The 22,688-nt window shown below is 71.4% G+C and carries 18 protein-coding genes; 15 read left to right on the top strand and 3 right to left on the bottom strand.

What is annotated here, in order from left to right; genetic code table 11:
• The first annotated feature begins 1 nt into the window (after nt 1).
• The 7 genes from J7I97_RS01695 (at nt 2) to galE (ending at nt 10,284) form a co-directional block, all read left to right on the top strand.
• Nucleotides 2–781, top strand: coding sequence for a TIGR03936 family radical SAM-associated protein (locus J7I97_RS01695; RefSeq protein ID WP_214930606.1), 780 nt, complete (start codon nt 2–4; stop codon nt 779–781).
• A 236-nt stretch (nt 782–1,017) separates the two neighbouring features.
• Nucleotides 1,018–5,022: an Rne/Rng family ribonuclease gene (locus tag J7I97_RS01700; protein WP_214930524.1), complete on the top strand. Its 4,005-nt coding sequence runs from the start codon at nt 1,018–1,020 to the stop codon at nt 5,020–5,022.
• Nucleotides 5,023–5,285: 263 nt separating this feature from the next.
• Entirely contained in the window at nt 5,286–5,606 is a 321-nt protein-coding gene (gene rplU / locus J7I97_RS01705) for a 50S ribosomal protein L21 (protein ID WP_015033583.1), read from the top strand.
• 13 nt (nt 5,607–5,619) lie between these two features.
• Complete coding sequence (gene rpmA, locus J7I97_RS01710) at nt 5,620–5,874, top strand: 50S ribosomal protein L27 (RefSeq protein ID WP_008738950.1); 255 nt, start codon at nt 5,620–5,622, stop codon at nt 5,872–5,874.
• Between the two features lie 170 nt (nt 5,875–6,044).
• A complete protein-coding gene (gene obgE / locus J7I97_RS01715; RefSeq protein ID WP_214930525.1) occupies nt 6,045–7,490 on the top strand; it encodes a GTPase ObgE in 1,446 nt (481 codons plus the stop codon).
• A gap of 66 nt (nt 7,491–7,556) precedes the next feature.
• Nucleotides 7,557–9,173, top strand: coding sequence for a glycosyltransferase family 2 protein (locus J7I97_RS01720; protein WP_308369218.1), 1,617 nt, complete (start codon nt 7,557–7,559; stop codon nt 9,171–9,173).
• Nucleotides 9,174–9,282: 109 nt separating this feature from the next.
• Nucleotides 9,283–10,284 (top strand): UDP-glucose 4-epimerase GalE, encoded by a 1,002-nt coding sequence (gene galE, locus J7I97_RS01725; RefSeq protein WP_214930526.1) that lies wholly within the window; start codon nt 9,283–9,285, stop codon nt 10,282–10,284.
• A gap of 124 nt (nt 10,285–10,408) precedes the next feature.
• Here galE and J7I97_RS01730 read toward each other — a convergent pair whose 3' ends face one another.
• A complete protein-coding gene (locus J7I97_RS01730; RefSeq protein ID WP_214930527.1) occupies nt 10,409–11,596 on the bottom strand; it encodes a glycosyltransferase in 1,188 nt (395 codons plus the stop codon).
• Nucleotides 11,593–14,463, bottom strand: a complete 2,871-nt coding sequence (locus tag J7I97_RS01735; RefSeq protein WP_214930528.1) for a bifunctional glycosyltransferase family 2 protein/CDP-glycerol:glycerophosphate glycerophosphotransferase — start codon at nt 14,461–14,463, stop codon at nt 11,593–11,595. The genes J7I97_RS01730 and J7I97_RS01735 overlap by 4 nt, the downstream gene beginning before the upstream one ends.
• A 158-nt stretch (nt 14,464–14,621) precedes the next feature.
• Between J7I97_RS01735 and J7I97_RS01740 the strand changes: the two genes are divergently transcribed.
• The 7 genes from J7I97_RS01740 to J7I97_RS01770 all read left to right on the top strand — a co-directional run bounded on the left by J7I97_RS01740 (nt 14,622) and on the right by J7I97_RS01770 (nt 21,255).
• Nucleotides 14,622–15,599, top strand: a complete 978-nt coding sequence (locus J7I97_RS01740) for a glycosyltransferase family 2 protein (RefSeq protein WP_214930529.1) — start codon at nt 14,622–14,624, stop codon at nt 15,597–15,599.
• Complete coding sequence (locus J7I97_RS01745) at nt 15,596–16,075, top strand: GtrA family protein (protein ID WP_251058388.1); 480 nt, start codon at nt 15,596–15,598, stop codon at nt 16,073–16,075. Before J7I97_RS01740 ends, J7I97_RS01745 begins: the two co-directional genes overlap by 4 nt.
• 76 nt (nt 16,076–16,151) lie before the next feature.
• Nucleotides 16,152–17,279: a glutamate 5-kinase gene (gene proB / locus J7I97_RS01750; protein WP_214930530.1), complete on the top strand. Its 1,128-nt coding sequence runs from the start codon at nt 16,152–16,154 to the stop codon at nt 17,277–17,279.
• Between the two features lie 81 nt (nt 17,280–17,360).
• Nucleotides 17,361–17,774, top strand: coding sequence for a hypothetical protein (locus J7I97_RS01755; RefSeq protein WP_214930608.1), 414 nt, complete (start codon nt 17,361–17,363; stop codon nt 17,772–17,774).
• A 364-nt stretch (nt 17,775–18,138) separates the two neighbouring features.
• A complete protein-coding gene (locus tag J7I97_RS01760) occupies nt 18,139–19,428 on the top strand; it encodes a glutamate-5-semialdehyde dehydrogenase (protein ID WP_214930531.1) in 1,290 nt (429 codons plus the stop codon).
• A gap of 76 nt (nt 19,429–19,504) precedes the next feature.
• Nucleotides 19,505–20,047 carry a hypothetical protein gene (locus J7I97_RS01765; protein WP_214930532.1) on the top strand — a complete coding sequence of 181 codons (543 nt, stop codon included), beginning with the start codon at nt 19,505–19,507 and terminating at the stop codon, nt 20,045–20,047.
• A gap of 68 nt (nt 20,048–20,115) precedes the next feature.
• Nucleotides 20,116–21,255, top strand: coding sequence for a hypothetical protein (locus J7I97_RS01770; protein ID WP_214930533.1), 1,140 nt, complete (start codon nt 20,116–20,118; stop codon nt 21,253–21,255).
• On the opposite strand, the gene J7I97_RS01775 is transcribed toward J7I97_RS01770, so the two are convergent.
• Nucleotides 21,239–22,351: a M48 family metallopeptidase gene (locus J7I97_RS01775; protein ID WP_214930534.1), complete on the bottom strand. Its 1,113-nt coding sequence runs from the start codon at nt 22,349–22,351 to the stop codon at nt 21,239–21,241. The two genes, J7I97_RS01770 and J7I97_RS01775, sit on opposite strands and share 17 nt — an antisense overlap.
• 142 nt (nt 22,352–22,493) lie before the next feature.
• Here J7I97_RS01775 and J7I97_RS01780 point away from each other — a divergent pair, with 142 nt between their 5' ends.
• The gene (locus tag J7I97_RS01780; RefSeq protein WP_214930535.1) at nt 22,494–22,661 is read left to right on the top strand and encodes a hypothetical protein; all 168 of its coding nucleotides are present in this window, start codon (nt 22,494–22,496) and stop codon (nt 22,659–22,661) included.
• The last annotated feature ends 27 nt before the right edge of the window (nt 22,662–22,688 follow it).

The following is a 22,688-nucleotide window of genomic DNA, read 5'->3' on the forward strand; positions in this document are numbered from 1 at the left end:
GGTGCAGCGCATCCGACTGCGCTACACCAAGCGCGGCCGCCTCCGGTTCACCAGCCACCGAGACTTCCAGCGCGCGTTCGAGCGGGCACTGCGCCGCTCCGAGGTGCCCATGGCGTACTCGGCGGGCTTCACCCCGCACCCGCGCGTCTCGTACGCGAACGCCGCCCCGACCGGGACCGGCAGCGAGGCCGAGTACCTGGAGATCGCCCTCTCGGAGCCCCGCGACCCCGCGAAGCTCCGTGATCTGCTCGACGAGTCGATGCCGGTGGGCCTCGATATCGTCGACGCCGTCGAGGCCCGGACGTCCGGGCTCGCCGAGCGGCTCACCGCCTCCGTGTGGGAGCTGCGCCTGGACGGCGTGGAGCCCGCCGACGCCGAGCGGGCCGTGGCGGCGTTCCTCGCCGCCGAGACCGTGGAGGTCCAGCGCCGCACCAAGAACGGCATGCGGACCTTCGACACACGGGCCGCTGTAGTCAGTCTGGAGGCGCTTCCTGCTCCGGCTGATAGGCCCCTGGACAATGCCTGTGCGATACTGCGGCTGGTTGTTCGGCATTTGACACCTGCCGTGCGACCCGACGACGTCCTGTCCGGTCTCCGAGCTGTGGCCGACCTGGCGCCGCCGGTCCCCGCAGCGGTGACCAGGCTGGCGCAGGGGCTCTTCGACGAGGAGTCCGGCACGGTGACCGACCCGCTCGCGCCCGACCGCGAGGCTGTCACGGCCGCCCCACCCACGGCCGCCGTAGCCGCCGACGCGAAGGCGCCGGAAGGTCCCGCCGCGTAGGGATCGTCGTTGCAGCGCCGCCCTGGCACTCGGGAGCCACCTGGGTCGGGCAGCGCAACTGACCTGAAGACTTCCGCCAGGCCGTACGGACCATACGTACGGAACCGGCGGCCATGGACTACAGCTCCCGTGTGGCGAACGCGCCCCGGAGGCCGGTTCCGCGCTCATTACGCGGAGCCGTGCCGGACCGGATGTCAGCCGCGGCGCCCGGGGGCGTGACGGGAGAACCGCCCGCAATGCCCAACAACGAAATCGAAAACCCCGACACCACTGCCGCCGGCAGCAGCCCCAGCGACAACCTGCCTCCGCGCAGGCGTCGCCGTGCGGCTTCCCGGCCCGCCGGTCCGCCCGGTGCGACCGCCGCCGTTTCCGCTGCCTCCGCTGCATCTGAAGAGGCCCCCGCCGCCGCTCCGGTCGAGGAGGCGGCTCCGGCTGCCGCTCCGGCCCGTGCCCGCCGTCGCGCGACCCGCGCCGTGGCCGCTCCGGCCGCCGAGGCCGCCGAGGCCCTCGTCGTAGAGGCCCCCGCCGCTGCTGCGGCCGAGGAGGCTCCGGCCGCTCCTGCCCCGCGTGCCCGCCGTCGCGCCACCCGCGCCGTCGCCGCTCCGGAGGCTCCGGCTGCCGCGGAGGCCCCGGCCGCCGCTGAGCCCGCGTCCCCCGTGGTCGAGGAGGAGGCTCCGGCCGCTCCCGCTCCGCGTGCCCGCCGTCGCGCCACCCGCGCCGTCGCCGCTCCGGCCGCCGAGGCCGCCGCCGAGGCCCCGGCCGCCGCTGAGCCCGCGTCCCCCGTGGTCGAGGAGGAGGCTCCGGCCGCTCCGGCCCCGCGTGCCCGTCGCCGTGCCACCCGCGCCGTCGCCGCTCCGGCCGCCGAGGCCGCCGCCGAGGTCGTCGTGGAGACCCCGGCCGCTGCCGTGGCCGAGGAGGCTCCGGCCGCTGCGGCTCCGCGTGCCCGTCGTCGTGCCACCCGCGCCGTGGCCGCTCCGGCCGCGGAGGCCGCCGAGGCTCCGGCCGTCGTGGAGGAGCCCGCGAAGGCCACCGTCACGGTCGCCGACGCCGTGGACTCCCCGAAGCGCGGCGGCCGCCGCCGTGCCACCCGCTCCGCTGCCCCGGCCGCCCCGGCCGCCGCGCAGCCTGCCGCGCCCGCCGCCGAGGCCGAGGCGCCTGCCGCCCCGGTTCGGGGCCGCCGCGCCGCGCGTCCCGCCGTGGCCGTGTTCCAGGCCCCGGTCTTCGCCGAGCCGATGTTCCAGACCCCGGAGACGGCCGCCATGGCCGCCGCGGCCGCTGCCGCAGCCGGGCAGGCCGAAGAGGCCGAGGAAGAGGAAGAGGCCGAGCTGGAGGCCGAGGTCGTGCAGACCCCGGCCCCGCAGCCGGCCGGCCGTCGCCGCCGCCGCGGCCGTGGCGCCGTAGAGCCCGCGCCCGTCGCCGAGGCCGCGCCGTCCGCGCCCGTGTCGCTGGCCGACGTGGAGCTCGTAGAGGAAGAGGCCGAGGCCGAGCTGGAAGAGGAAGAGGCCGACGAGTCGGGCGAGCGTCCCTCCCGTCGCCGTCGTCGCGGTGGCCGTCGTCGCCGCCGCGGTGAGGCCGCCGACCTCGACGAGTCCGCCGAGGAGGAGGCCGAGGCCGAGGCCGCCGAGCAGGAGGCCGAAGAGGAAGAGGCCGACGAGGAAGAGGAGGACGGGGCCCTCGGCTCCAGCTCCAGCCGTCGTCGCCGTCGCCGTCGCCGCCGCAGCGGTGACTCCGGTGCCGAGGGCGAAGCGGGCGAGGAGGACGGTGTACGCACCGTCGTCAAGGTCCGCGAGCCGCGCCCGGCGCGCGAGAAGGCCGAGCCGTCCGACGAGGTGCAGTCCATCAAGGGCTCGACCCGTCTGGAGGCGAAGAAGCAGCGCCGCCGCGAGGGCCGCGAGCAGGGCCGCCGCCGCGTGCCGATCATCACCGAGGCCGAGTTCCTGGCCCGCCGCGAGGCCGTCGAGCGCGTGATGGTCGTCCGCCAGAGCGGCGAGCGCACGCAGATCGGCGTCCTTGAGGACGACGTGCTCGTCGAGCACTACGTCAACAAGGAAGAGGCCACCTCGTACGTCGGCAACGTCTACCTGGGCAAGGTCCAGAACGTGCTGCCGTCGATGGAGGCCGCCTTCATCGACATCGGCAAGGGCCGCAACGCGGTCCTGTACGCCGGTGAGGTCAACTTCGAGGCGCTCGGCATGGCCAACGGGCCGCGCCGCATCGAGTCCGCCCTCAAGTCCGGCCAGTCGGTCCTGGTGCAGGTCACCAAGGACCCGATCGGCCACAAGGGTGCCCGCCTGACCAGCCAGGTCTCGCTGCCCGGCCGCTACCTGGTCTACGTGCCCGAGGGCTCGATGACCGGTATCAGCCGCAAGTTGCCCGACACCGAGCGCGCGCGCCTGAAGACCATCCTCAAGAAGATCGTCCCCGAGGACGCGGGCGTCATCGTGCGCACCGCCGCCGAGGGCGCGAGCGAGGACGAGCTGCGCCGCGACGTCGAGCGTCTGCAGGCCCAGTGGGAGGACATCCAGAAGAAGTCGAAGCAGATCTCGACCTCTTCGCCGAGCCTCCTGTACGGCGAGCCGGACATGACCGTCCGCGTCGTGCGCGACATCTTCAACGAGGACTTCTCGAAGGTCATCGTGAGCGGTGACGGTGCCTGGGAGACCATCCACGGCTACGTGAACCACGTCGCCCCGGACCTGGGCGGCCGGCTGTCGCGCTGGACCTCCGAGGTCGACGTCTTCGCGACGTACCGGATCGACGAGCAGCTCGCCAAGGCGCTCGACCGCAAGGTGTGGCTGCCCTCGGGCGGCTCGCTTGTGATCGACAAGACCGAGGCGATGATCGTCATCGACGTCAACACCGGCAAGTTCACCGGTCAGGGCGGCAACCTCGAGGAGACCGTCACCAGGAACAACCTGGAGGCGGCCGAGGAGATCGTGCGCCAGCTGCGGCTGCGCGACCTGGGCGGCATCGTCGTCATCGACTTCATCGACATGGTCCTGGAGTCCAACCGCGACCTGGTCCTGCGGCGCATGCTGGAGTGCCTGGGCCGTGACCGCACCAAGCACCAGGTGGCCGAGGTCACCTCGCTGGGCCTGGTCCAGATGACCCGCAAGCGGGTGGGCCAGGGTCTGCTGGAGTCCTTCTCCGAGAGCTGTGTCCACTGCAACGGGCGTGGCGTCATCGTGCACATGGAGACCCCGACCGTGATCGGCGGTGGCGGCAACGGCAAGCGCGCCAAGCGCCGCGGTGGCCGTGCCCAGGAGCACGAGCACGAGATCGAGGGCGTCGAGACCGAGGCCTACGAGGTCGAGGCCGAGACCGAGGCGGAGGTGGCCGCCGAGGCCGCCGCGCCGGTGGCGCTGCCCGAGCCGGAGTTCGTCCCGGACGAGGAGCTGTACAGCAGCCCGGCGGAGGCGGAAGCCGCTGCCGGTCTGAGCGGCCGCCGCAACCGGCGCCGTGCCACCCGCAAGGCGACCGCTCCGGCGGGCGCCCCGCGCGGTGCGGCTGCCGCCGAGGCGCCAGCGCCGACCCCCGTGGTCGAGGCCGAGCCGGTCACCGAGCCCGCCGAAACGGTCCTGGAGCCGGCCGCCGAGGTCGTCTCCGAGGCCATCGAGGCCGCGGAGACCGTCGAGGCGGCCCCCAAGGGCCGTACGCGTCGCCGTGCCACCCGTAAGGCCACCGCCCCGGCGGGCGCCCCGGCCCCTGCGGCCGAGGTGGCCCCGGAGCCGGAGCCCGTCGTCGAGGCTGCGCCGGTCGTCGTCGAGGCCGCGCCGGCTGTCGTCGAGCCCGAGCCCGAGCCCGCGCCGGTCGTCGTCGAGACCCCGGCCGAGCCCGTCGCGGAGGCCGCCCCGGCCCGCCCGCGTCGCCGTGCCACCCGTAAGGCCACCGCACCCGCCGGTTCCCCGGCGGGCGCGGCCGAGGCGGCCATCCTGGTCGTCGAGTCGGCCCCGGCGGCGGAGCCGCAGCCCGAGGCGGCCCCGGCCGAGGCGGAGACGGCCGAGGCCGAGACCGAGGCGCCGGTCAAGAAGGCCGCCCGCAAGGCTCCGGCCAAGAAGGCGGCCACCACGGCGAAGAAGGCCCCGGCCAAGAAGGCGGCGGCTGCCAAGACGGCCGCGAAGAAGACCGTCGCCAAGAAGGCCGCCCCGGCCAAGAAGGCGCCGGCCAAGCGGGCTACGAAGAAGACCGCGGCGGCGGAGCAGCAGGCGCTCCCGTCCGTCTCGGCTCCGACCGAAGCCTGATCGCCGCACCTGAAGAAGCATGACCGTGGGCCCCGCCGAGAGACGGGGCCCACGGCCCAGCGGGACCCGGTTTGACCCCCTGCAACCGGCCCCGTAACCTAGACCGTCGGCGTGTCTTAGTGCGCGTCGCGCTCCTGAGCACCTTCCTCCCGCCTCGTTCGCGTGCGGGAGAGGCCGCTCGTCCATTCCGGATCACCGTGGGCCCCGGCCCGTGTGAGCGGCTGGCTTCAGGAGCATCCGTCCCGAGTGAGAGAGAGATCCGCGTGTACGCCATCGTGCGCAGCGGTGGTCGCCAGCACAAGGTTGCTGTTGGTGACATCGTTGAGGTTGACAAGATTTCCACTGCCAAGGTTGGCGACACGGTCGAGCTCTCGACCCTGCTCGTTGTCGACGGCGACGCCGTGACCAGCGACCCGTGGGTCCTGGCCGGTATCAAGGTCACGGCTGAGGTCGTGGACCACCACAAGGGCGCCAAGATCGACATCCTGCGCTACAAGAACAAGACCGGCTACCGCCGTCGCCAGGGTCACCGCCAGCAGTACACGGCGATCAAGGTCACCGGTATCCCCGCGGCTGCGAAGTAAGAGGGACTGAGACATGGCACACAAGAAGGGCGCATCGTCCACCCGGAACGGGCGCGACTCCAATGCCCAGCGGCTCGGCGTGAAGCGCTTCGGCGGTCAGGTCGTTTCCGCTGGTGAGATCCTCGTCCGCCAGCGCGGCACGCACTTCCACCCGGGCGCGGGCGTCGGCCGTGGCGGCGACGACACGCTGTTCGCGCTGCAGGCCGGTGCCGTGCAGTTCGGCACGCACCGTGGCCGCAAGGTCGTCAACATCGTTCCGGCCGCCTGATTCAGCTTCTGCTGATTCTCAGGCGTTCGTAACTTCCCGAGGGCGGATCTCAGCTCTTCCCGGCGCAAGCCGGGAAGAGAGGTCCGCCCTCGGCGCGTTTGCACGTACAGACGTTTAATGGGCAGCAAGGCCTGCCCGGGACATTCCCGCATGTAACTGGAGGAACAACCATGACCACCTTCGTGGACCGCGTCGAGCTGCATGTCGCCGCGGGTAACGGAGGCCACGGCTGCGCCTCCGTTCACCGGGAGAAGTTCAAGCCGCTCGGCGGCCCCGACGGCGGCAACGGCGGCCGTGGCGGCGACGTGATCCTGGTGGTGGAGCAGGCGATCACCACCCTGCTCGACTACCACCACAGCCCGCACCGCAAGGCCACCAACGGCAAGCCCGGCGAGGGCGGCAACCGCTCCGGCAAGGACGGCCAGGACCTGGTCCTGCCGGTCCCGGACGGCACCGTCGTCCTCGACAAGGAGGGCAACGTCCTCGCCGACCTCGTCGGCCAGGGCACCACCTACGTCGCGGCCGAAGGCGGCCGTGGCGGTCTCGGCAACGCCGCGCTGTCCTCCGCCCGCCGCAAGGCGCCCGGCTTCGCCCTGCTCGGCGTCCCCGGCACCACCGGCGACATCGTCCTGGAGCTCAAGACCGTCGCCGACGTGGCGCTGGTCGGCTTCCCGAGCGCCGGCAAGTCCTCGCTGATCTCGGTGCTCTCCGCCGCCAAGCCGAAGATCGCGGACTACCCCTTCACCACGCTGGTCCCGAACCTGGGCGTGGTCACCGCCGGCTCGACCGTCTACACGATCGCCGACGTCCCGGGTCTGATCCCCGGCGCCAGCCAGGGCAAGGGCCTCGGCCTGGAGTTCCTGCGCCACGTCGAGCGCTGTTCGGTGCTCGTGCACGTCCTGGACACCGCCACCTTGGAGTCCGACCGCGACCCGGTGGCCGACCTCGACGTGATCGAGGAGGAGCTCAAGATCTACGGCGGCGGTCTGGAGAAGCGCCCGCGCCTGGTCGTCCTCAACAAGGTCGACATCCCGGACGGCCAGGACCTCGCCGATATGGTCCGCCCCGACCTGGAGGCCCGTGGCTACAAGGTCTTCGAGGTCTCCGCGGTCGCCCGTACGGGCCTCAAGGAGCTCTCGTACTTCCTCGCCGAGGTCGTCGCCAAGGCGCGCGCCCGCAAGCCGAAGGAGGAGGCGACCCGGATCGTCATCCGCCCGAAGGCCGTGGACGACGCCGGCTTCACCGTCACCTACGACGAGGTCGAGGACGTCTACAACGTGCGCGGCGAGAAGCCGGAGCGCTGGGTCCGCCAGACCGACTTCAACAACGACGAGGCCGTCGGCTACCTCGCCGACCGCCTCAACCGCCTCGGTGTCGAGGACGCGCTGAAGAAGGCGGGCGCCCGTGCGGGTGACGGCGTGGCCATCGGCTCCGACGAGAACGCCGTCGTATTCGACTGGGAGCCGACCATGATGGCCGGCGCCGAGATGCTGGGCCGCCGCGGTGAGGACCACCGTATGGAGGCTCCGCGCCCGGCCACGCAGCGCCGCAAGGAGAAGGACGCCAAGCGCGGCGACTCGGCTCAGCAGGAGTACGACGAGTTCCGTCCGTTCTAATCCTGTCCATGTCATCGTCCCTTCGCCTTGGATCCGTCCACAGCCAGGTCGCCTAGGATCCACCGGGTGAGCAGCTGCCCTTCCCCCTCGGTCACCGTTGTGGTGATCGCGTTCAACGACGCCGGGCTCGTGGGCGAGGCCGTCTCGTCGGCTCTCGCCCAGGGCCCGGTGGTCGCCGAGGTCGTCGCGGTGGACGACGCCTCCACGGACGGCACCACGCGGGTACTGGACGGGCTGGCGGCCGTCCACCCGCGCCTCAAGGTGGTGCACCGGGCGGAGAACAGCGGTGGCTGCGGAACGCCGCGCAACGACGGGATAGCGGCTGCGACCGCCCCCTACGTCATGTTCCTGGACAGTGACGACGTCCTGCCGCCGGGCGCGGCCGACGCCCTGGTGCGCGCCGCCGAGCAGCACAAGGCTCCGGTCGCGGTCGGCGCGTGTGTCCGGCGTGAGCTGCCGCAGGGCCACGACGTGCCGTGGGTACCCGGGCTCTACACGCCGGGCGAAGTCATCGAGCAGCCTGCCGACCGGCCCGCACTGGTCCGGGACACCCTCTGTGTCAACAAGCTGTACGACCGCTACTTCCTGGACAAACATTCGATCCGCTTTCCGGATGGGCCGTTCGTCTACGAGGATTTCGTCTTCACGGCCCAGGTCCTTGCCGCCTCCCCGCGCATCGCCGTCGTGGGCGACCTCGTCTACGTGTGGAACGTGCGCCGCGCCGCCGCCCAGGTGTCGATCTCCCTGGACCGCAAGGACGTCGGCAACTGGCGCTCCCGTATCGAGGCCCACCGCGAGGCCACCCGGATCATCGGCGGGGCCTCACCGGAGCTAGGCCGCGCCTGCCAGGTCAAGTTCCTGGAGTACGACCTGCGCATGTACCTGCGCGAGCTGGTCAAGGACCCCGGGTACCAGGCCGCGTGGTGGACCCTGACCCGGGACAGCCTCGACGGCTTCGCCGAGGCCGACATCAAGGCGGCCGGGGCACACGCCCGCTGGATCGTCCGGTTGCTGCGGGCCAGTGCAACACCGCCCGCCGACATGGACCGGCTCACCCGGTTCGCCTTCGACCCGCCGTGCCTGCTGCCCCCGTACGCGACCGGCGCCGACGGGGTGCCCGTGTGGAGCCGGGAACTCCCGGTCGAGCTGGACGGGCTGGCCGAACTGCCGCTCCACCAGCTGCCCGTCACCGTCGACGTCGAGAAGGCCGGCCGCGCCGCGGTCCGGATCCGCGTACACGATCTGTACGGGCGCCTCGCCGCCGCCGGGGCGGACACCGCGCAGCTGCGCTTCCTGCCCCGCGAGGGCGGTGAGCCGGTGCTCGCCCGGCCGGTGCCGCTGCGGCCCGCGGCGGCCGACGGCTGGGAGGCCGAACTGCCGCTGCGCCTCCCCGCCCTGGCCGTCGCCGGGCGCCGCCGGGGGCTGCGAGGGATGCAGGCCTGGGACGTCCGGGTGGGCGTGCGGTGCGCGGACGGGACCTCGCTGGAGACCGCCCTGCGCCCCTTCGGCGGCCTGCTCGGCCGCCGGGTCCGGCTCAGCAGCCGGTACGGTGTTCTGCTGGTGCAGCCGTACCGCACGGCGGCCGGGTCGCTGGCGGTGCGCCTCGCGCCCGGTGTGAAGGGCGTGCTGGCCCTCGTACGCAGCCGATTCGACCGGGTCCGGGCGGGTTGCGGGCCTGGTTGACGGTCGCCTTACGGCGACCGCGCTACAGCTATAGATGATCGCGAACAGAGATACAGAGATACAGGACTGTCCCCCAGACTTCGTCCGGGGGGACCCCAGGGAGATACGCATGACGTTTCTGATCACCGGTGGCGCCGGCTACATCGGCGCACACGTCGTCCGCGCGATGCTGCTCGCAGGCGAAAAGGTCGTCGTCCTGGACGACCTGTCCACGGGCAACGAGGACCGCGTTCCGGAGGGCGTCCCGCTGGTGGTCGGCTCCGTCCTGGACCGGCTGATCCTGGACGAGACCATTGCCCGCCACAAGATCACCGGCGTGGTGCACCTCGCGGGCAAGAAGCAGGTCGGCGAGTCCGTCGAGAAGCCGATGTACTACTACCACGAGAACGTGGAGGGGCTTCAGGTCCTGCTGGGCGCGGTGGCCGCCGCCGGCATCCGCAACTTCCTCTTCTCCTCCTCCGCCTCCGTGTACGGGATGCCCGACGTGGACTCGGTCACCGAGGAGACCCCGTGCGCGCCGCTGAGCCCCTACGGCGAGACCAAGCTGGCCGGCGAGTGGCTGGTCCGCGCCGCCGGCAGGGCGCACGGCATCTCCACCGCCTGCCTGCGCTACTTCAACGTGGCGGGCGCCGCGACCCCCGAGCTCGCGGACACCGGCGTCTTCAATCTGGTCCCGATGGTCTTCGAGCGCTACGACAAGGGTGAGGGCGCACGAATCTTCGGCGACGACTACCCGACCCCGGACGGCACCTGCATCCGCGACTACATCCATGTCGAGGACCTGGCGGACGCCCACGTGGTGGCGGCCCGCAAGCTCGCCGAGTGGGGTGCGGCGGGGGAGTACAAGGACCTCACCGTCAACATCGGCCGCGGTGAGGGCGTCTCCGTCCGCGAGATGGTCGAGCTGTTGAACGAGAACACCGGGCACACCTACGCCCCCGTGGTCACCCCGCGCCGGCCCGGCGACCCGGCGAAGGTCGTGGCCTCGGCCGACCGGATCGCCGCCGAGCTGGGCTGGAAGGCCCGCCACGACGTCCGCGAGATGATCACCTCGGCCTGGGCGGGCTGGGAGGCCAACCGCAAGGGCGTTCTCCACCACGTGGAGCGCTAGGCGCCATTCGGCTGCATTCGACACATTTTTGCTCCATGAAGCCGCCCGCCCCGGACACGACCGGGGCGGGCGGCTTCATGTGTGTGACTTCATGTGTGCGGCCTCATGTGTGCGGCGAGGGGGATCACCGCTCCAGGAAGGCCATCAGCTCTTCCCAGCGGTCGGTGATCTCGTCGCTGGAGTACCGCTGCACCGCGCGGAAGGCGGTGTCGCCGAGCCGGTCGCGCAACGCGCCGTCCGACATCAGCGCCTCCAGGTGACCGGCGAGCTCCATCGTGTTGCCCAGCCGGGCCAGCAGCCCGTCCTGCCCGTGGTCCACGATCTCCCGTACGCCCGGCGCGCAGTCGAAGGCGACCACCGGAAGGCCCGCCGCCATCGCCTCCAGCAGCGTGATCGGGAACCCCTCGGCCCGTGAGGCCTGCGCGAAGACCGAGGCCTTGCGCAGTGCGCCCAGCACATCGTCGGTCCGGCCCATCCACTCGACCGAGTCGTCCAGCCCGAGCGAGGTGCAGTGCGCCCGCAGCGTCGGCTCCTCCAGGCCCGCCCCGTAGATCCGCAGGACCCAGTCGGGGTGGTGCGGGGCGGCGTCCGCCCAAGCGTCGAGCAGCAGGTCCACCCCCTTCTCGAACGACAGCCGGCCGACGCTCGCCACGACCTTCCCGGTGCGCGGAGCGGGGGAGTCCGGCATGAACGGCAGCGGGTTCGGCATGCTCGCCACGTTCTCCATGCCGGAGCGGATCCACAGGTCCGCGTCCTCGGGGGTCAGCGCCAGTAGCCGGTCGACCTCCCGGTAGTGGCGCCGGACCCGGGCGGCGCGCGAGGACTTGTGGCTGGCCTCGTACGATTCGTGGCTCATGCCGATGACGCTGAGGCCTTTGGTGTCGGAGAGCGCCACCCACTCCATCGCCCACACCTGGGTGACGATCACGACGGCCCCCGGCCCGGCCGCCCGGAACATCGCGCTCAGTTTCTCCGCCTGCGCCCGCATCCCGGCCCGCCGGGAAGCCTGGCGACGGCGCTCGGGAGCGTTCAGCCGGCCCTTGATCCCGTGCAGCTGCCGGGCCTGCGGCGGGTGGGCGTCGTAGAGGGTGGTCGTCGCGTAGGGCAGGTCCTGCGGGAGCTTCTGCCGGAGCTCCTCGGCGACCGGCGCGATGCCGACGATGTGCACCCGGTGCCCGCGGTCGGTGAACAGCCTCGCCATCTGGTGCGACCAGGTGGTCACGCCGCCGAGCTCGTCCACGCTGTTGGAGACGAGGAAGATGTCACGGCCGCCGGACGGGGCGCCCGGCTCGGTGGCGGTCTGCTGGCTCACTTGCAGCTCCTGGTGAAGAACTTCTCGACGATCTGGCGCGCCGCGTCCCCGCGGTCGTACTCGCCGAACTCGGTGAGGAAACGCTGCCGGGCCTCCGCGTATTTGGCGTCCGCCTCCTCGAAGGCGGCGACGGCCTGGAGGAGTTCGTAGGCCGTGGCCACCACCGGTCCCGGGGCCTTGTCCTTCAGGTCGAAGTAGGTGCCGCGGATGTCGGTCGAGTACGCGTCGTAGTCGTACGCGAAGAACAGCATCGGCCGGTCCAGCACCGCGTAGTCGAACATCACGGACGAGTAGTCGGTGATCAGCCCGTCGGCGAGCGCCAGCAGCGGGGTGATGTCGTGGTACCGGGACACGTCGATCACCCGGCCCGCTACCGACGGCGGCAGCGAGACGCTGTTGAGGTAGTGCGTCCGCACCAGCAGCGTGAAGCGGTCGCCGAGCCGGTCCGCGAACTCCTCCACGTCGAAGGGGAACTCGAAGCCCTCGACCGCGCCGTCCGTACCCGCTCGGAAGGTGGGCGCGTACAGCAGCACCCTCTTCTCCGGGTCGATGCCCAGCTCGGCGGCGAGCGGTCCGCGGACCCGCTCCCCGCTGGCCGACTCGGCGCGGTGCGCCGCGACCAGGGCGTCGTTGCGCGGGTACCCCGTGCGCAGCAGCACCTCGTCGCGCAGCCGGAAGGCCTTGGCGAGGGTGCGCGCGTCGTGCTCGGAGCGGATCAGGAAGTGGTCGAAGCGGTTGACGGCCGCCTGGAAACGGTCCTGTCCCGCCTTGCCCTGCGCCTTGGTGCGGGGCTCGTGGAAGCCCATCCGCTTGAGCGCGGAGCCGTGCCAGGTCTGGATGTACGTGGTCCCCGGGCGCTTGGCCAGGGCCAGCGGGAAGCCCTGGTTGTCGACCCAGTACTCGGCCTGCGCCAGCGCCCGCAGGTACGCCCAGCCCCAGCGTCTGACGAGGGTCGCCTCCGTGGGGAAGCCGGTGGGCCTGCCGCCCGCGTACGACCAGATCGCCTGGAAGGGCACGCCCTGGCGCACCATCTCCTCGTAGATGGCCTTCGGGCTGTCGCTGTACTGCTTGCCCATGTGGCTCTCGAAGACGACCGTGCCCTTCTTGACGGGCAGTTTCGAGAAGACCTCGTGGTAGACCTTCACCTTCTGTTCACCTGAGCCGAGGTTCCGGCGGGCCTTCAGCGCCCGGCGCAGACTCCGCTTGACCACGCCCGCGGCCTTGCCGTGCATCGCGTTGTTGATCAGCGCCTGGGTGCGTACCGCGGCGGCGCCCTCGGCCGTCAGAACGTAGGAGAGGTTGCCCTTCTTGGTCATCTCCGGCTCGAAGCGGTCGGAGACCAGCCGGGTCAGCCGCGGGCGTACGCGCAGGCGGGCCGCGTTCTCCAGATCGACGCCGCCGACCGCGACGCGGGTGGTGATCCGGTCGCCGCCCGCCGTCAACTTCAGGCGGACGTCCCAGACGGCGTCGATGATCCCGAGCGGGCGGACGGTACTGCCGACGTCGGCCGTCGCAGTCCACTCGATCGTGTCACCGGCGTGGCGCACGGTTGCCACCGGAAAGCTGAACGACCGCACGCCGATCTGCCGGCGGGCCCGGAATTCGAGCGCGGCCTTGAGCTCCGCGTCGGGCTGGATCCGGCCCAGCGGATTCACCACGGCGCCGGACAGCGTGACCGTCCCGCGCCCGTCGTCGGCGTAGGAGGTCAGGCGGTTGCCGAGCTGGAGGGAGGAGAGCGGGGCGGTGTGGAAGCCCTGCTCGGTGACGTCCAGTATCCGGCGGCCCTCGGCGTCGTCGAGATGCTCGGCGCACCAGTAAACCCGGCCGTCGCGCTCGGCCAGCGGGGAGGACAGCCGGCCCTTGTTGGCCATCGCGTCGGCGGCCGGCAGCAGGTTGTCCCAGTCCTCCTTGCCCAGCAGGTAGGCGCAGATCGCCTGGAGGTGGTTGACACTCTCGTACGCGACCGGGTCGATGCCGGCCAGGTAGCCGTTCGCGAGCCGGGCGAACTCCTGGCGGTACGCGTCGCCCAGAAGTGGCAGGTCACGCAGGTGCAACACCAGGTCGTGCTTGAGGAACTTGGCGTCCTTGGCCGACTTGATCGCGGTGTGGCCCTTGGCGGCCAGCAGGTCGTCGACGCGACGGTGGATCTCCATCCGGTGGACGAAGTTCTCGATCTCGTGGCGGCGGTTGCTGATCGACTTCGCCGCGGCCTTCTCGATCACGTTCCAGAAGTAGACGTGGTTCGGGATCAGCGTGATGCGGCGGGCGGCTACGTACGCCTGTGCGGAGAACAGAAGGTCCTCGTAATGGATCCCGACCGGGAATTGCAGACCCTGTTCGAGCAGGAATGCGCGCCGATAGCACTTGTTCGTGGAGAGGGTGTCGTAAACCAGCAGGTCGGGGTACTCGGTGATCGATTCCAGCGTACGCGTGCGCGAATAGATCCAGGGGTACCACTCGGTGGTCTTGTTCCACCGGTTGTCGAGGTGCACGCGCACGCACATGCCCGAAACCAGGTCGGAGCCGGTCCGCTCGGCGGCGGCCAGCATGTTCCGGCAGGCGTTGCGCTCCAGCACGTCGTCGCTGTCGAGGAACATGACGTACGCGCCGGTGGCCTGCTGGATGCCGTGATTGCGCGGGGCTCCGCAGCCGCCGCTGTTCTCCGGCAGTTGGTACGCGCGCACTCTCCCCGGATGCGCCTTCTCCAGTTCCTGGGCGATCGCGTAGGACCCGTCCTTGCTGCAGTCATCGACGATCACGACTTCGACGCCGTGCAGGGTCTGGTCCAAAACCGACTGGACGGCTGTCGGCAGACGCTCTGCGTCGTTGTAGACGATGACGACCACGGAGACGTCAGGCACGTGCACCTCGATCCCTTTGTTTCATTGCTCTTAACCCGTCAAAGCTACCGTGCGCCGCGGACGACCCAGGAAGGCTGAACCTCGCCGTGCATACTTCTAATGAAGAGGTGAGTGACACGTCTGGTCGCCGACAATCACCCGATCGGACCCAGCAGGATGTGTTCATGACGAAGCTGTCTGTAGTCGTCCCTTGCTACAACGAAGAAGCCGTCATCGATAGCTTCGACGTCGAGATCCGCAAGGTTCTGGACGCCCTCCCTGTCGAGTACGAGGTCTGCTACGTCGACGACGGAAGCCGCGACGGCACCCTCGGAAAGCTCCGCAAGATCGCCGCGGTGTACGGGGAGCAGACCCGGTACGTGTCCTTCAGCCGGAACTTCGGCAAGGAGGCCGGCATGCTCGCCGGCTTGCGCGAAGCCACCGGCGACGCGGTCGTGATCATGGACGCGGACCTCCAGCACCCGCCGGAGCTCATCGCGACCATGCTCGACTACTACCAGCAGGGCCACGACCAGATCATCGCCCGCCGCACCCGCGACGGCGACAAGAAGCTCCGCACCGCCCTCAGCCGCCTCTACTACCGGGGCATCAACCGCTGGGTCGACGTGGAACTCGCCGACGGTGTCGGCGACTTCCGCCTGCTGTCCCGTCCGGCCGTGGACGCGCTGCTGTCGCTGCCCGAGTACAACCGCTTCTCCAAGGGGCTCTTCTCCTGGATCGGCTTCGACACCGTCCACTTCGACTACCGCAACGCCCAGCGCGAGGCGGGCGAGACGAAGTGGAAGTTCGGCTCCCTGCTGAACTACGGCATGGACGGCCTGATCTCCTTCAACAACCGGCCGCTGCGCATCGGCATCTGGTTCGGCGTGTCGCTGGTCGCCCTGACCGGCCTGTACGCCCTGTGGATCACCGTCATGGCGATGACCAACGGCGTCGACTCGCCGGGTTACGTCACCCTCGTCGCGATCATCACGGGCATCGGCGGCGTCCAGATGATCATGCTGGGTCTGATCGGCGAGTACATCGGACGCATCTACTACGAGACGAAGCGCCGCCCGCACTTCCTGGTCAAGGAGGCGCACGGGGCGGCGCCGCTGCCCGGCGAGACCGACGCGGTGATCGCGGAGCACAGCCGCCGATGACGAAGAACAGGAAGGGCGGGCACGAGCAGCTCCGCCAGATCGTCCGGTTCGCCCTCGTGGGCGGGGTCAACACCGGCACCTTCTTCGGCATCTACCTGCTCCTGCACCCGTGGATGCCGTACTTCGCCGCGTACACCCTCGCTTTCGTGCTGTCGATGGTCGGCTCGTTCTTCATGAACACCTACTTCACCTACCGCACGCGTCCGACGTGGAAGAAGTTCCTGCTCTTCCCGCTGACGAACATCACGAACTACGTGATCCAGTCGGTCGGTCTCTACGCCCTGGTGACGTGGGCCGGGACGGACACCCGGATCGCGCCGCTGGTAGCGGCCGTCGTGGCCATCCCGTTCACCTTCCTGCTGTCCCGCAAGATCCTCGTCCCCGGCGGCCGCGCCGGGGCCGGGGGTGGGGCCGCAGGCGGGGCCGAGGACGGGGGCGGCGAACCGGAGCGCAGGCCCAGCTCGTCCACGGTCTGAAACCGGAGGGCGGACCTTCCGGGCCACCCCTTAGATTGAGCGGGCAGGCTTTCCGGCAAGGGGCAAGGGGACAGAAGTGTCAGCGGCTAGGCAAGGTGTCGTGGACGCCCGCAGGATCGTGGTCAAGGTCGGCTCCTCCTCCTTGACCACCGCGGCGGGCGGGCTCGACGCCGACCGGGTGGACGCGCTGGTCGACGTACTGGCCAAGGCCCGCAGCGGCGGTGAGAAGGAGATCGTCCTGGTCTCCAGCGGCGCCATCGCCGCCGGGCTCTCCCCGCTCGGCCTGCGCCGCCGCCCCAAGGACCTGGCCAGGCAGCAGGCCGCTGCCAGCGTCGGGCAGGGCCTGCTCGTCGCCCGGTACACCGCCTCCTTCGCCCGCTACGGAGTCCGCGTCGGCCAGGTGCTGCTGACCACCGACGACACCAGCCGGCGCGCGCACTACCGCAACGCGTACCGGACCCTGGACCAGCTGCTCGCCATGGGCGCCCTGCCGGTCGTCAACGAGAACGACACCGTCGCCACCGACGAGATCCGCTTCGGCGACAACGACCGGCTCGCCGCCCTGGTCGCGCACCTGGTCCGCGCCGACCTCCTCGTCCTGCTGTCCGATGTGGACGGCCTCTACGACGGCGACCCCTCCCTCCCCGGCACCACCCGCATCGACGAGGTGCGCGGCCCCGAGGACATCGCGCACGTCTCGATCGGCAGCGCCGGCAAGGCGGGCGTGGGCACCGGCGGCATGGTCACCAAGGTCGAGGCGGCGCGGATCGCGGCGGCGGCGGGCATCCCGGTGGTCCTGACCTCGGCGAGCCAGGCGGCCGACGCCCTGGCCGGGCGCCGGACCGGCACCCACTTCCACGCCACGGGACGCCGCTCCGCGGACCGGCTGCTGTGGCTCCAGCACGCGTCCACCCCGCAGGGGCACCTCGTACTGGACGACGGCGCGGTGCGCGCGGTGACCGAGCGCGGCAGCTCGCTGCTGGCCGCCGGTATCGCGGCGGTCGAGGGTGACTTCGTCGCCGGGGACCCGGTGGAACTGCGCTCCACCGACGGCCGCGCCGTGGCCAGGGGCCTGGTCAGCTTCGACGCGAAGGAGCTCCCGCAGCTCCTGGGCCGCTCCACCCGCGAGCTCGCCCGGGAACTCGGACCCGCGTACGAGCGGGAGGTCGTCCACCGCGACGATCTGGTCCTGCTGCAGGGCTGAGGTTCGGTAAAACCGCCGCGCGGTGGCCCGGGGACTGGTCAACTGTGAGGGGCGGACACGCGTAGCGCAGACAGGAGGCGGCTGGTGAGACGAGCGCTGACCAGCGTCGGTACCGGGGACGGTGACGGCGGCGGAAGCGGCGAAGAGCACGGCGCCTCCCGCCTCTGGCACATCACCCTGAGCGTCTCCGGCAAGCCGGCGCCACTGTCCGAGGTGCGGCGCGGGCTGGAGCAGCTGGCCTACGACCACCCCTTCCTGCTGACGAGCCGGTACGCCGACGACCACGCGGAGATCCGGTACTGGGAGGAGGCCCGCGACCTCCATGACGCGGCGGCCGTCGCCCTGCGGCTGTGGGGCGAACACCGCTCTTCGGCGCAGCTCCCGCCGTGGGAGATCGTCGGCCTGGAGGTCATCGACCGCGCCACGTACCACCAACGAGTCGCAGAGGGCTACGGCCCACCCCCGGCCCACCCGGTCGGCGTCCACCCGTACTGACCGAACTAAGCCCTTCCACATCCCATCCCCGCCGGCACCACCCATCCCCACCGGGACCACCCATCCCCGCCGGGACCACCCATCCCCACCAGCACCGCTTAGCCTCGCCGGGACCACCCAGCCTCGCCGGCGTTTGAGGCGCGGGTCCGGGCAGCGCCCGGGGAACGGTGGAAGGGCGGGTAGGGGACAAGCCCCGCAGGGTCGAACCAGCCGCACCCGGCCCGCCGGCACCGCCCCCCAGACGGCGATGGCGATGGCGGCCCCGCCGACCAGCCCCCGCCGGACGGAGTCCGCCGTCAAGCGCAAACGTCTCGCGGGGTGAAACCCCATCGGCCGGGGACGGGCCGGGGACTACCCTGGCCGCATGACCTCGCTCGACGCCACCGGCACCACCGGCACCTCCCCCGTCACCGCCACCGCGCAAGCCGCCCGCACCGCCGCGGCGGCCATCGCCCCGCTCCCGCGGTCCGCCAAGGACACCGCCCTCCTGGCCATCGCGGACGCGCTGGAGGCCCGTACGGCCGAGATCATCGAGGCCAACGCCATCGACACCGCCAAGGCAGCCGCGGCCGGCACCAGTGAGACCGTCATCGACCGCCTCACCCTCACCCCCGAGCGGGTGAAAGCCATCGCCTCGGACGTCCGCGACGTCGCCGCCCTCCCCGACCCCGTCGGCGAAGTCGTCCGCGGCTCCACCCTCCCCAACGGCATCGACCTCCGCCAGATCCGCGTCCCGCTCGGCGTCGTCGGCATCATCTACGAGGCCCGCCCCAACGTCACCGTCGACGCCGCCGCGCTCTGCCTCAAGTCCGGCAACGCCGTCCTCCTGCGCGGCAGCTCCTCCGCCTACGCCTCCAACACCGCCCTCGTCGCCATCCTCCGCGACGCCGTCGAGTCCGCCGGCATCCCCGCCGACGCGATCCAGCTCGTCCCCGGCGAGTCCCGCGACTCCGTCCGCGAACTGATGCGCGCCCGCGGCCTGGTCGACGTACTCATCCCCCGCGGCGGCGCCTCCCTCATCAAGACCGTGGTCGAGGAATCCACCGTCCCGGTCATCGAGACCGGTACCGGCAACTGCCACGTCTACGTCGACGCGCAGGCCGACCTCCACATGGCCGTGGACATCCTCATCAACTCCAAGGCCCAGCGGCCCTCCGTCTGCAACTCCGCCGAGACCCTCCTGGTCCACCGCGACATCGCCGACACCTTCCTGCCGCTCGCCCTCGACGCGCTCGCCGACGCCGGCGTCACCGTCCACGGCGACGACCGCGTCCTCGCCGCGGCCGAGAACTCCAAGGTGGCCGCCCTCCGCGCCACCGACGAGGACTGGGCCGCCGAATACCTCTCCTACGACATCGCCGCAGCCGTCGTCGACTCGCTCGACGAAGCCGTCGCCCACATCCGCCGCTGGACCTCCGGCCACACCGAGGCGATCGTCACCACCTCGCAGGCCGCCGCCCGCCGCTTCACCCAGCTGGTCGACTCGACCACGGTTGCCGTGAATGCGTCCACCCGGTTCACGGACGGTGGCCAGTTCGGCTTCGGTGCCGAGATCGGGATCTCCACCCAGAAGCTGCACGCCCGCGGCCCCATGGGCCTTCCGGAGCTCACCTCCACCAAGTACATCGTCACCGGCGACGGTCACATCCGGTAGCCACTGACTGAACACCGTGTGGCCGGATTTCGGCCATCGGCTGCCCAAAGCAGCCCCCCAGGTCTACCCTGGTGCTGTGCCGGACGACGTGGGGGGCAAGCCGTTCCCGGACGACGGGGAGCCCGACGACGACCGCGGAGGCGCGGAAAATGACTTCGCCTCCGTGGTATTCGACGAGGACTTCGTCCGGAACGCCGAGATCCATGAACCGAGCGCGGCGGAACGCCAGCGGGCCGCCGACCGGGCGCGCGCGGAGGCCGAGGCCGCCCGCGCCGTCGCGGGTGCCTGGCCGGGCGACGACGACTACGACACCTACGGGTACGCGTACGGCCTCGACGACCACGGCTGGGAACGCGACCGCGCCCACGACTACCCGGACGGCCCGTACGGGGCCTACGGCGGCAGCCTGCGCCCCTACCGCGGCCGCTCGCCCTGGCTGCGCCCCGTCGCCTGGGTACTCGCCTTCGTGATGGGCCTCGGCATGGTCGCGCTCGCCTTCAGCGCCGTCTACCGCAGTGCCTCGGGGGCGGCGGACCCCGCTCCGGCGCCCGCCAGCACCCCGCTCAGGGAAGTCACCGGCGCCGGAGCGTTTACCTACCCCGTCGGCCGCCAACCCTGAAGGTACGACCCCACTCGCATACGTCGGAGCTGGGGGCTTCTCTGAAGCGGGGACAGCGGGGAGAAGCAATGGCCGTGCCAGGAGATCCACCCAACGGCACCCCCGAGGGCATCGGCGGGGGCGACGACGAGTTCCGGTCGGACGAGTACCGGTCGGTGGTGTTCGACGAGGACTTCGTCCGGGCTGCCCGGCTCCAGGAGTACTCCGCGCAGGAACGCATGGGCGAGCACGCCCGGGCCGTGCGCAGCCGCTCCATCTGGTCCGGCTCCGCGGGGACCCGCGCAGGCTCCCCCGGCCGGGGCGCCCGGCAGGGCATGCTGCTCGTGCTGCTCATCGCCACGGCCTTCGCCGCCGCCGTCTACATGGGGCTGCGCAACCCCTACGTGCCCCCGCCCGTCGGCCACGCCGAGCCGCTCAGCAGCACGGTCGTCCCGCTCGCGCCGGCCGGCACCGTGCCCGGCGGGCGGCCCGCCGACCTGTACGCGCAGAGCCCCGCCGCCGAGTACCGCATCGGGGCGGCCGGGATCATCCTGCCCGCCGTGCGCCGCACCCACCACTACACCGACAGCCAGGTCCTGACCGCACTGTCCATCGCCAAGGACTACCTGGTGCAGTCCTCGCTCGACCCGGACGTCCTGGCCGGCGCCGCCTCCCGGCCCGTGCGGGTGCTGCTCGACCCCGACCAGCTGGCCCAGTTCGACAGCAGCATGACCTCGCCCTCCGGTGACGGCCGCCACGCGGCCACCGGCTGGCTGGTCCGCTTCGACCCGGCGACCACCGTCGTCGCCGACTCGCGGGTCCGGGTCAGCGGCACCCTCGCCTACGAGGAGGTGGCCCCGGACGTGCTGCAAGTGACCACCGACCACACCTTCGTCTACGCGGTACGCCCCGCCACCGGGTCCCCGGCCGCCGCCGACGGGGCCTCGCTGTTCACCGTCCGCCGCGAGCTGCGGCTGCGCTTCGACCGGGACGACCTCACGGCCCGCCGGGCGGAGCTGGCCTCGGCCTATGTGATGGCCGGGCCGCTGGACTGCTCCGTCGAGCCCGCCGAAGGCTTCCGCCCGCTGCCGGCCGGGGCCGGCCCCACCACCGTGGGCCCGGCCGCGAGCGACCCGTACGCCAGCGGCCACCCGAGGCGCACGGCCGGACTGTGCGGCGTACTGGCGACGCCGCAGCCCCCGGTGAACTCCGTCAGCCCTGCTCCGTAGCCCCGCCCTTGCCCTCGGTACCCGAGCCGCCGCCGGTGCCGCCGCCGCCCCCGCTGCCCGCGGCTCCGGTGGTGGCCGCTCCCGTGAACTTCTCGCGGAGCCTGCCGCCCAGGTCGCCCGCGCCGCCCGCGATGTCGCCCACCAGCTTCATCAGCGGGTCCTTGCTGGTGCGCACCGTGTCGGCGTAGTGCGAGGCGGACTCCCGGAAGGAGTCGCTCACCGAGGTGTCCTTGTCCTCGTCCCGGCGCGGGTAGTGGCCGTCCATGATCCGCTGGTAGTCCCGGTTCTGCGACCACTTCCTCAGCTCGGCCGCCCGGACCGTGGTGAAGGGGTGCGTACGAGGCAGCACGTTGAGGATCTTCAGCACGGAGTCGCGCAGGTCGCCGCTCGACTCGTACTCATCGGCCTGGGCGAGGAAGGCGTCCACATTCATCTCGTGCAGGTGGTTGCCGCCCGCGATCTTCATCAGCCCGCGCATCGAGGCGTTCACATCCTGCCCCACCAGCAGTCCGGCCCGGTCCGCCGACAGCTCCGACTTACGGAACCACTCCCGCAGCGCGGTCACGATCGCCATGATCGCCACATTGCCCAGCGGGATCCACGCCACCTTCAGCGCCAGATTCGTCAGGAACAGCAGCACCGTGCGGTACACGGAGTGCCCGGACAGCGCGTGGCCCACCTCGTGGCCCACGACCGCCCGCATCTCCTCCTCGTCGAGCAGCTCGACCAGCCCCGTCGTCACCACGATGATCGGCTCGTCCAGCCCGATGCACATGGCGTTCGGCTTCGGGTCCTGCTGCACGTACATCTGCGGGACCTTCTCCAGGTCCAGGATGTAACAGGCGTCGCGGAGCATCGCGTACAGGTGCGGGAACTGGGTCTCGCCCACCCGCACCGAGTCCGACAGGAACAGCAGCCGCAGGCTGCGCTCCGGGAGCAGGCCGCTCAGGGCCTTGAACGCCGTGTCGAAACCGCTCAGCTTCCGCAGCGCCACCAGCGCCGAGCGGTCCGCCGGGTGCTCGTACGCCCGCGAGGAAATACCGGGGAACCTCCTGCGGTCCCGCGCCGGTGCCTTCTCGAATCCCGTGCCCGTCATTGCGCCCTCCCCCTTGATCGGCCTGCCTTGCTCTTGCGTCTATCCTCTCCAACGCCTGAGTCGGCGTGAGCGTGCCCCAGGCCCCCGCATACGATGTGAGCGAAGTCTCCGCTCGCTCCCCGACTCGATAGGTACCTGCCTGATGAGCCTCTCCTCCACCGCCCACAATCTGGTCGTCCTCGCCTCGGAGGGGGCCGAGCAGCACGGCGGCAACCATGACAGCCTCAGCCCGTACCTGACCGGCGGCGGCGCGTTCTTCGTCCTGCTCCTGCTGCTGTGGGTGACCACGCGCCTGAACCGCGACCGCTGAGCCGCTCTCGCGCACGTGCTCGAATGC

The sequence above is a fragment of the Streptomyces sp. ISL-87 genome (assembly GCF_018614095.1).
GTDB lineage: Bacteria > Actinomycetota > Actinomycetes > Streptomycetales > Streptomycetaceae > Streptomyces.

Coding starts and splice junctions, on each gene's coding strand:
- J7I97_RS01700 (WP_214930524.1), top strand. CDS start 1,018: ATGCCCAACAACGAAATCGAAAACCCCGACACCACTGCCGCCGGCAGC.
- rpmA (WP_008738950.1), top strand. CDS start 5,620: ATGGCACACAAGAAGGGCGCATCGTCCACCCGGAACGGGCGCGACTCC.
- obgE (WP_214930525.1), top strand. CDS start 6,045: ATGACCACCTTCGTGGACCGCGTCGAGCTGCATGTCGCCGCGGGTAAC.
- galE (WP_214930526.1), top strand. CDS start 9,283: ATGACGTTTCTGATCACCGGTGGCGCCGGCTACATCGGCGCACACGTC.
- J7I97_RS01740 (WP_214930529.1), top strand. CDS start 14,622: ATGACGAAGCTGTCTGTAGTCGTCCCTTGCTACAACGAAGAAGCCGTC.
- J7I97_RS01745 (WP_251058388.1), top strand. CDS start 15,596: ATGACGAAGAACAGGAAGGGCGGGCACGAGCAGCTCCGCCAGATCGTC.
- J7I97_RS01760 (WP_214930531.1), top strand. CDS start 18,139: ATGACCTCGCTCGACGCCACCGGCACCACCGGCACCTCCCCCGTCACC.
- J7I97_RS01770 (WP_214930533.1), top strand. CDS start 20,116: ATGGCCGTGCCAGGAGATCCACCCAACGGCACCCCCGAGGGCATCGGC.
- J7I97_RS01775 (WP_214930534.1), bottom strand. CDS start 22,351: ATGACGGGCACGGGATTCGAGAAGGCACCGGCGCGGGACCGCAGGAGG.
- J7I97_RS01780 (WP_214930535.1), top strand. CDS start 22,494: ATGAGCCTCTCCTCCACCGCCCACAATCTGGTCGTCCTCGCCTCGGAG.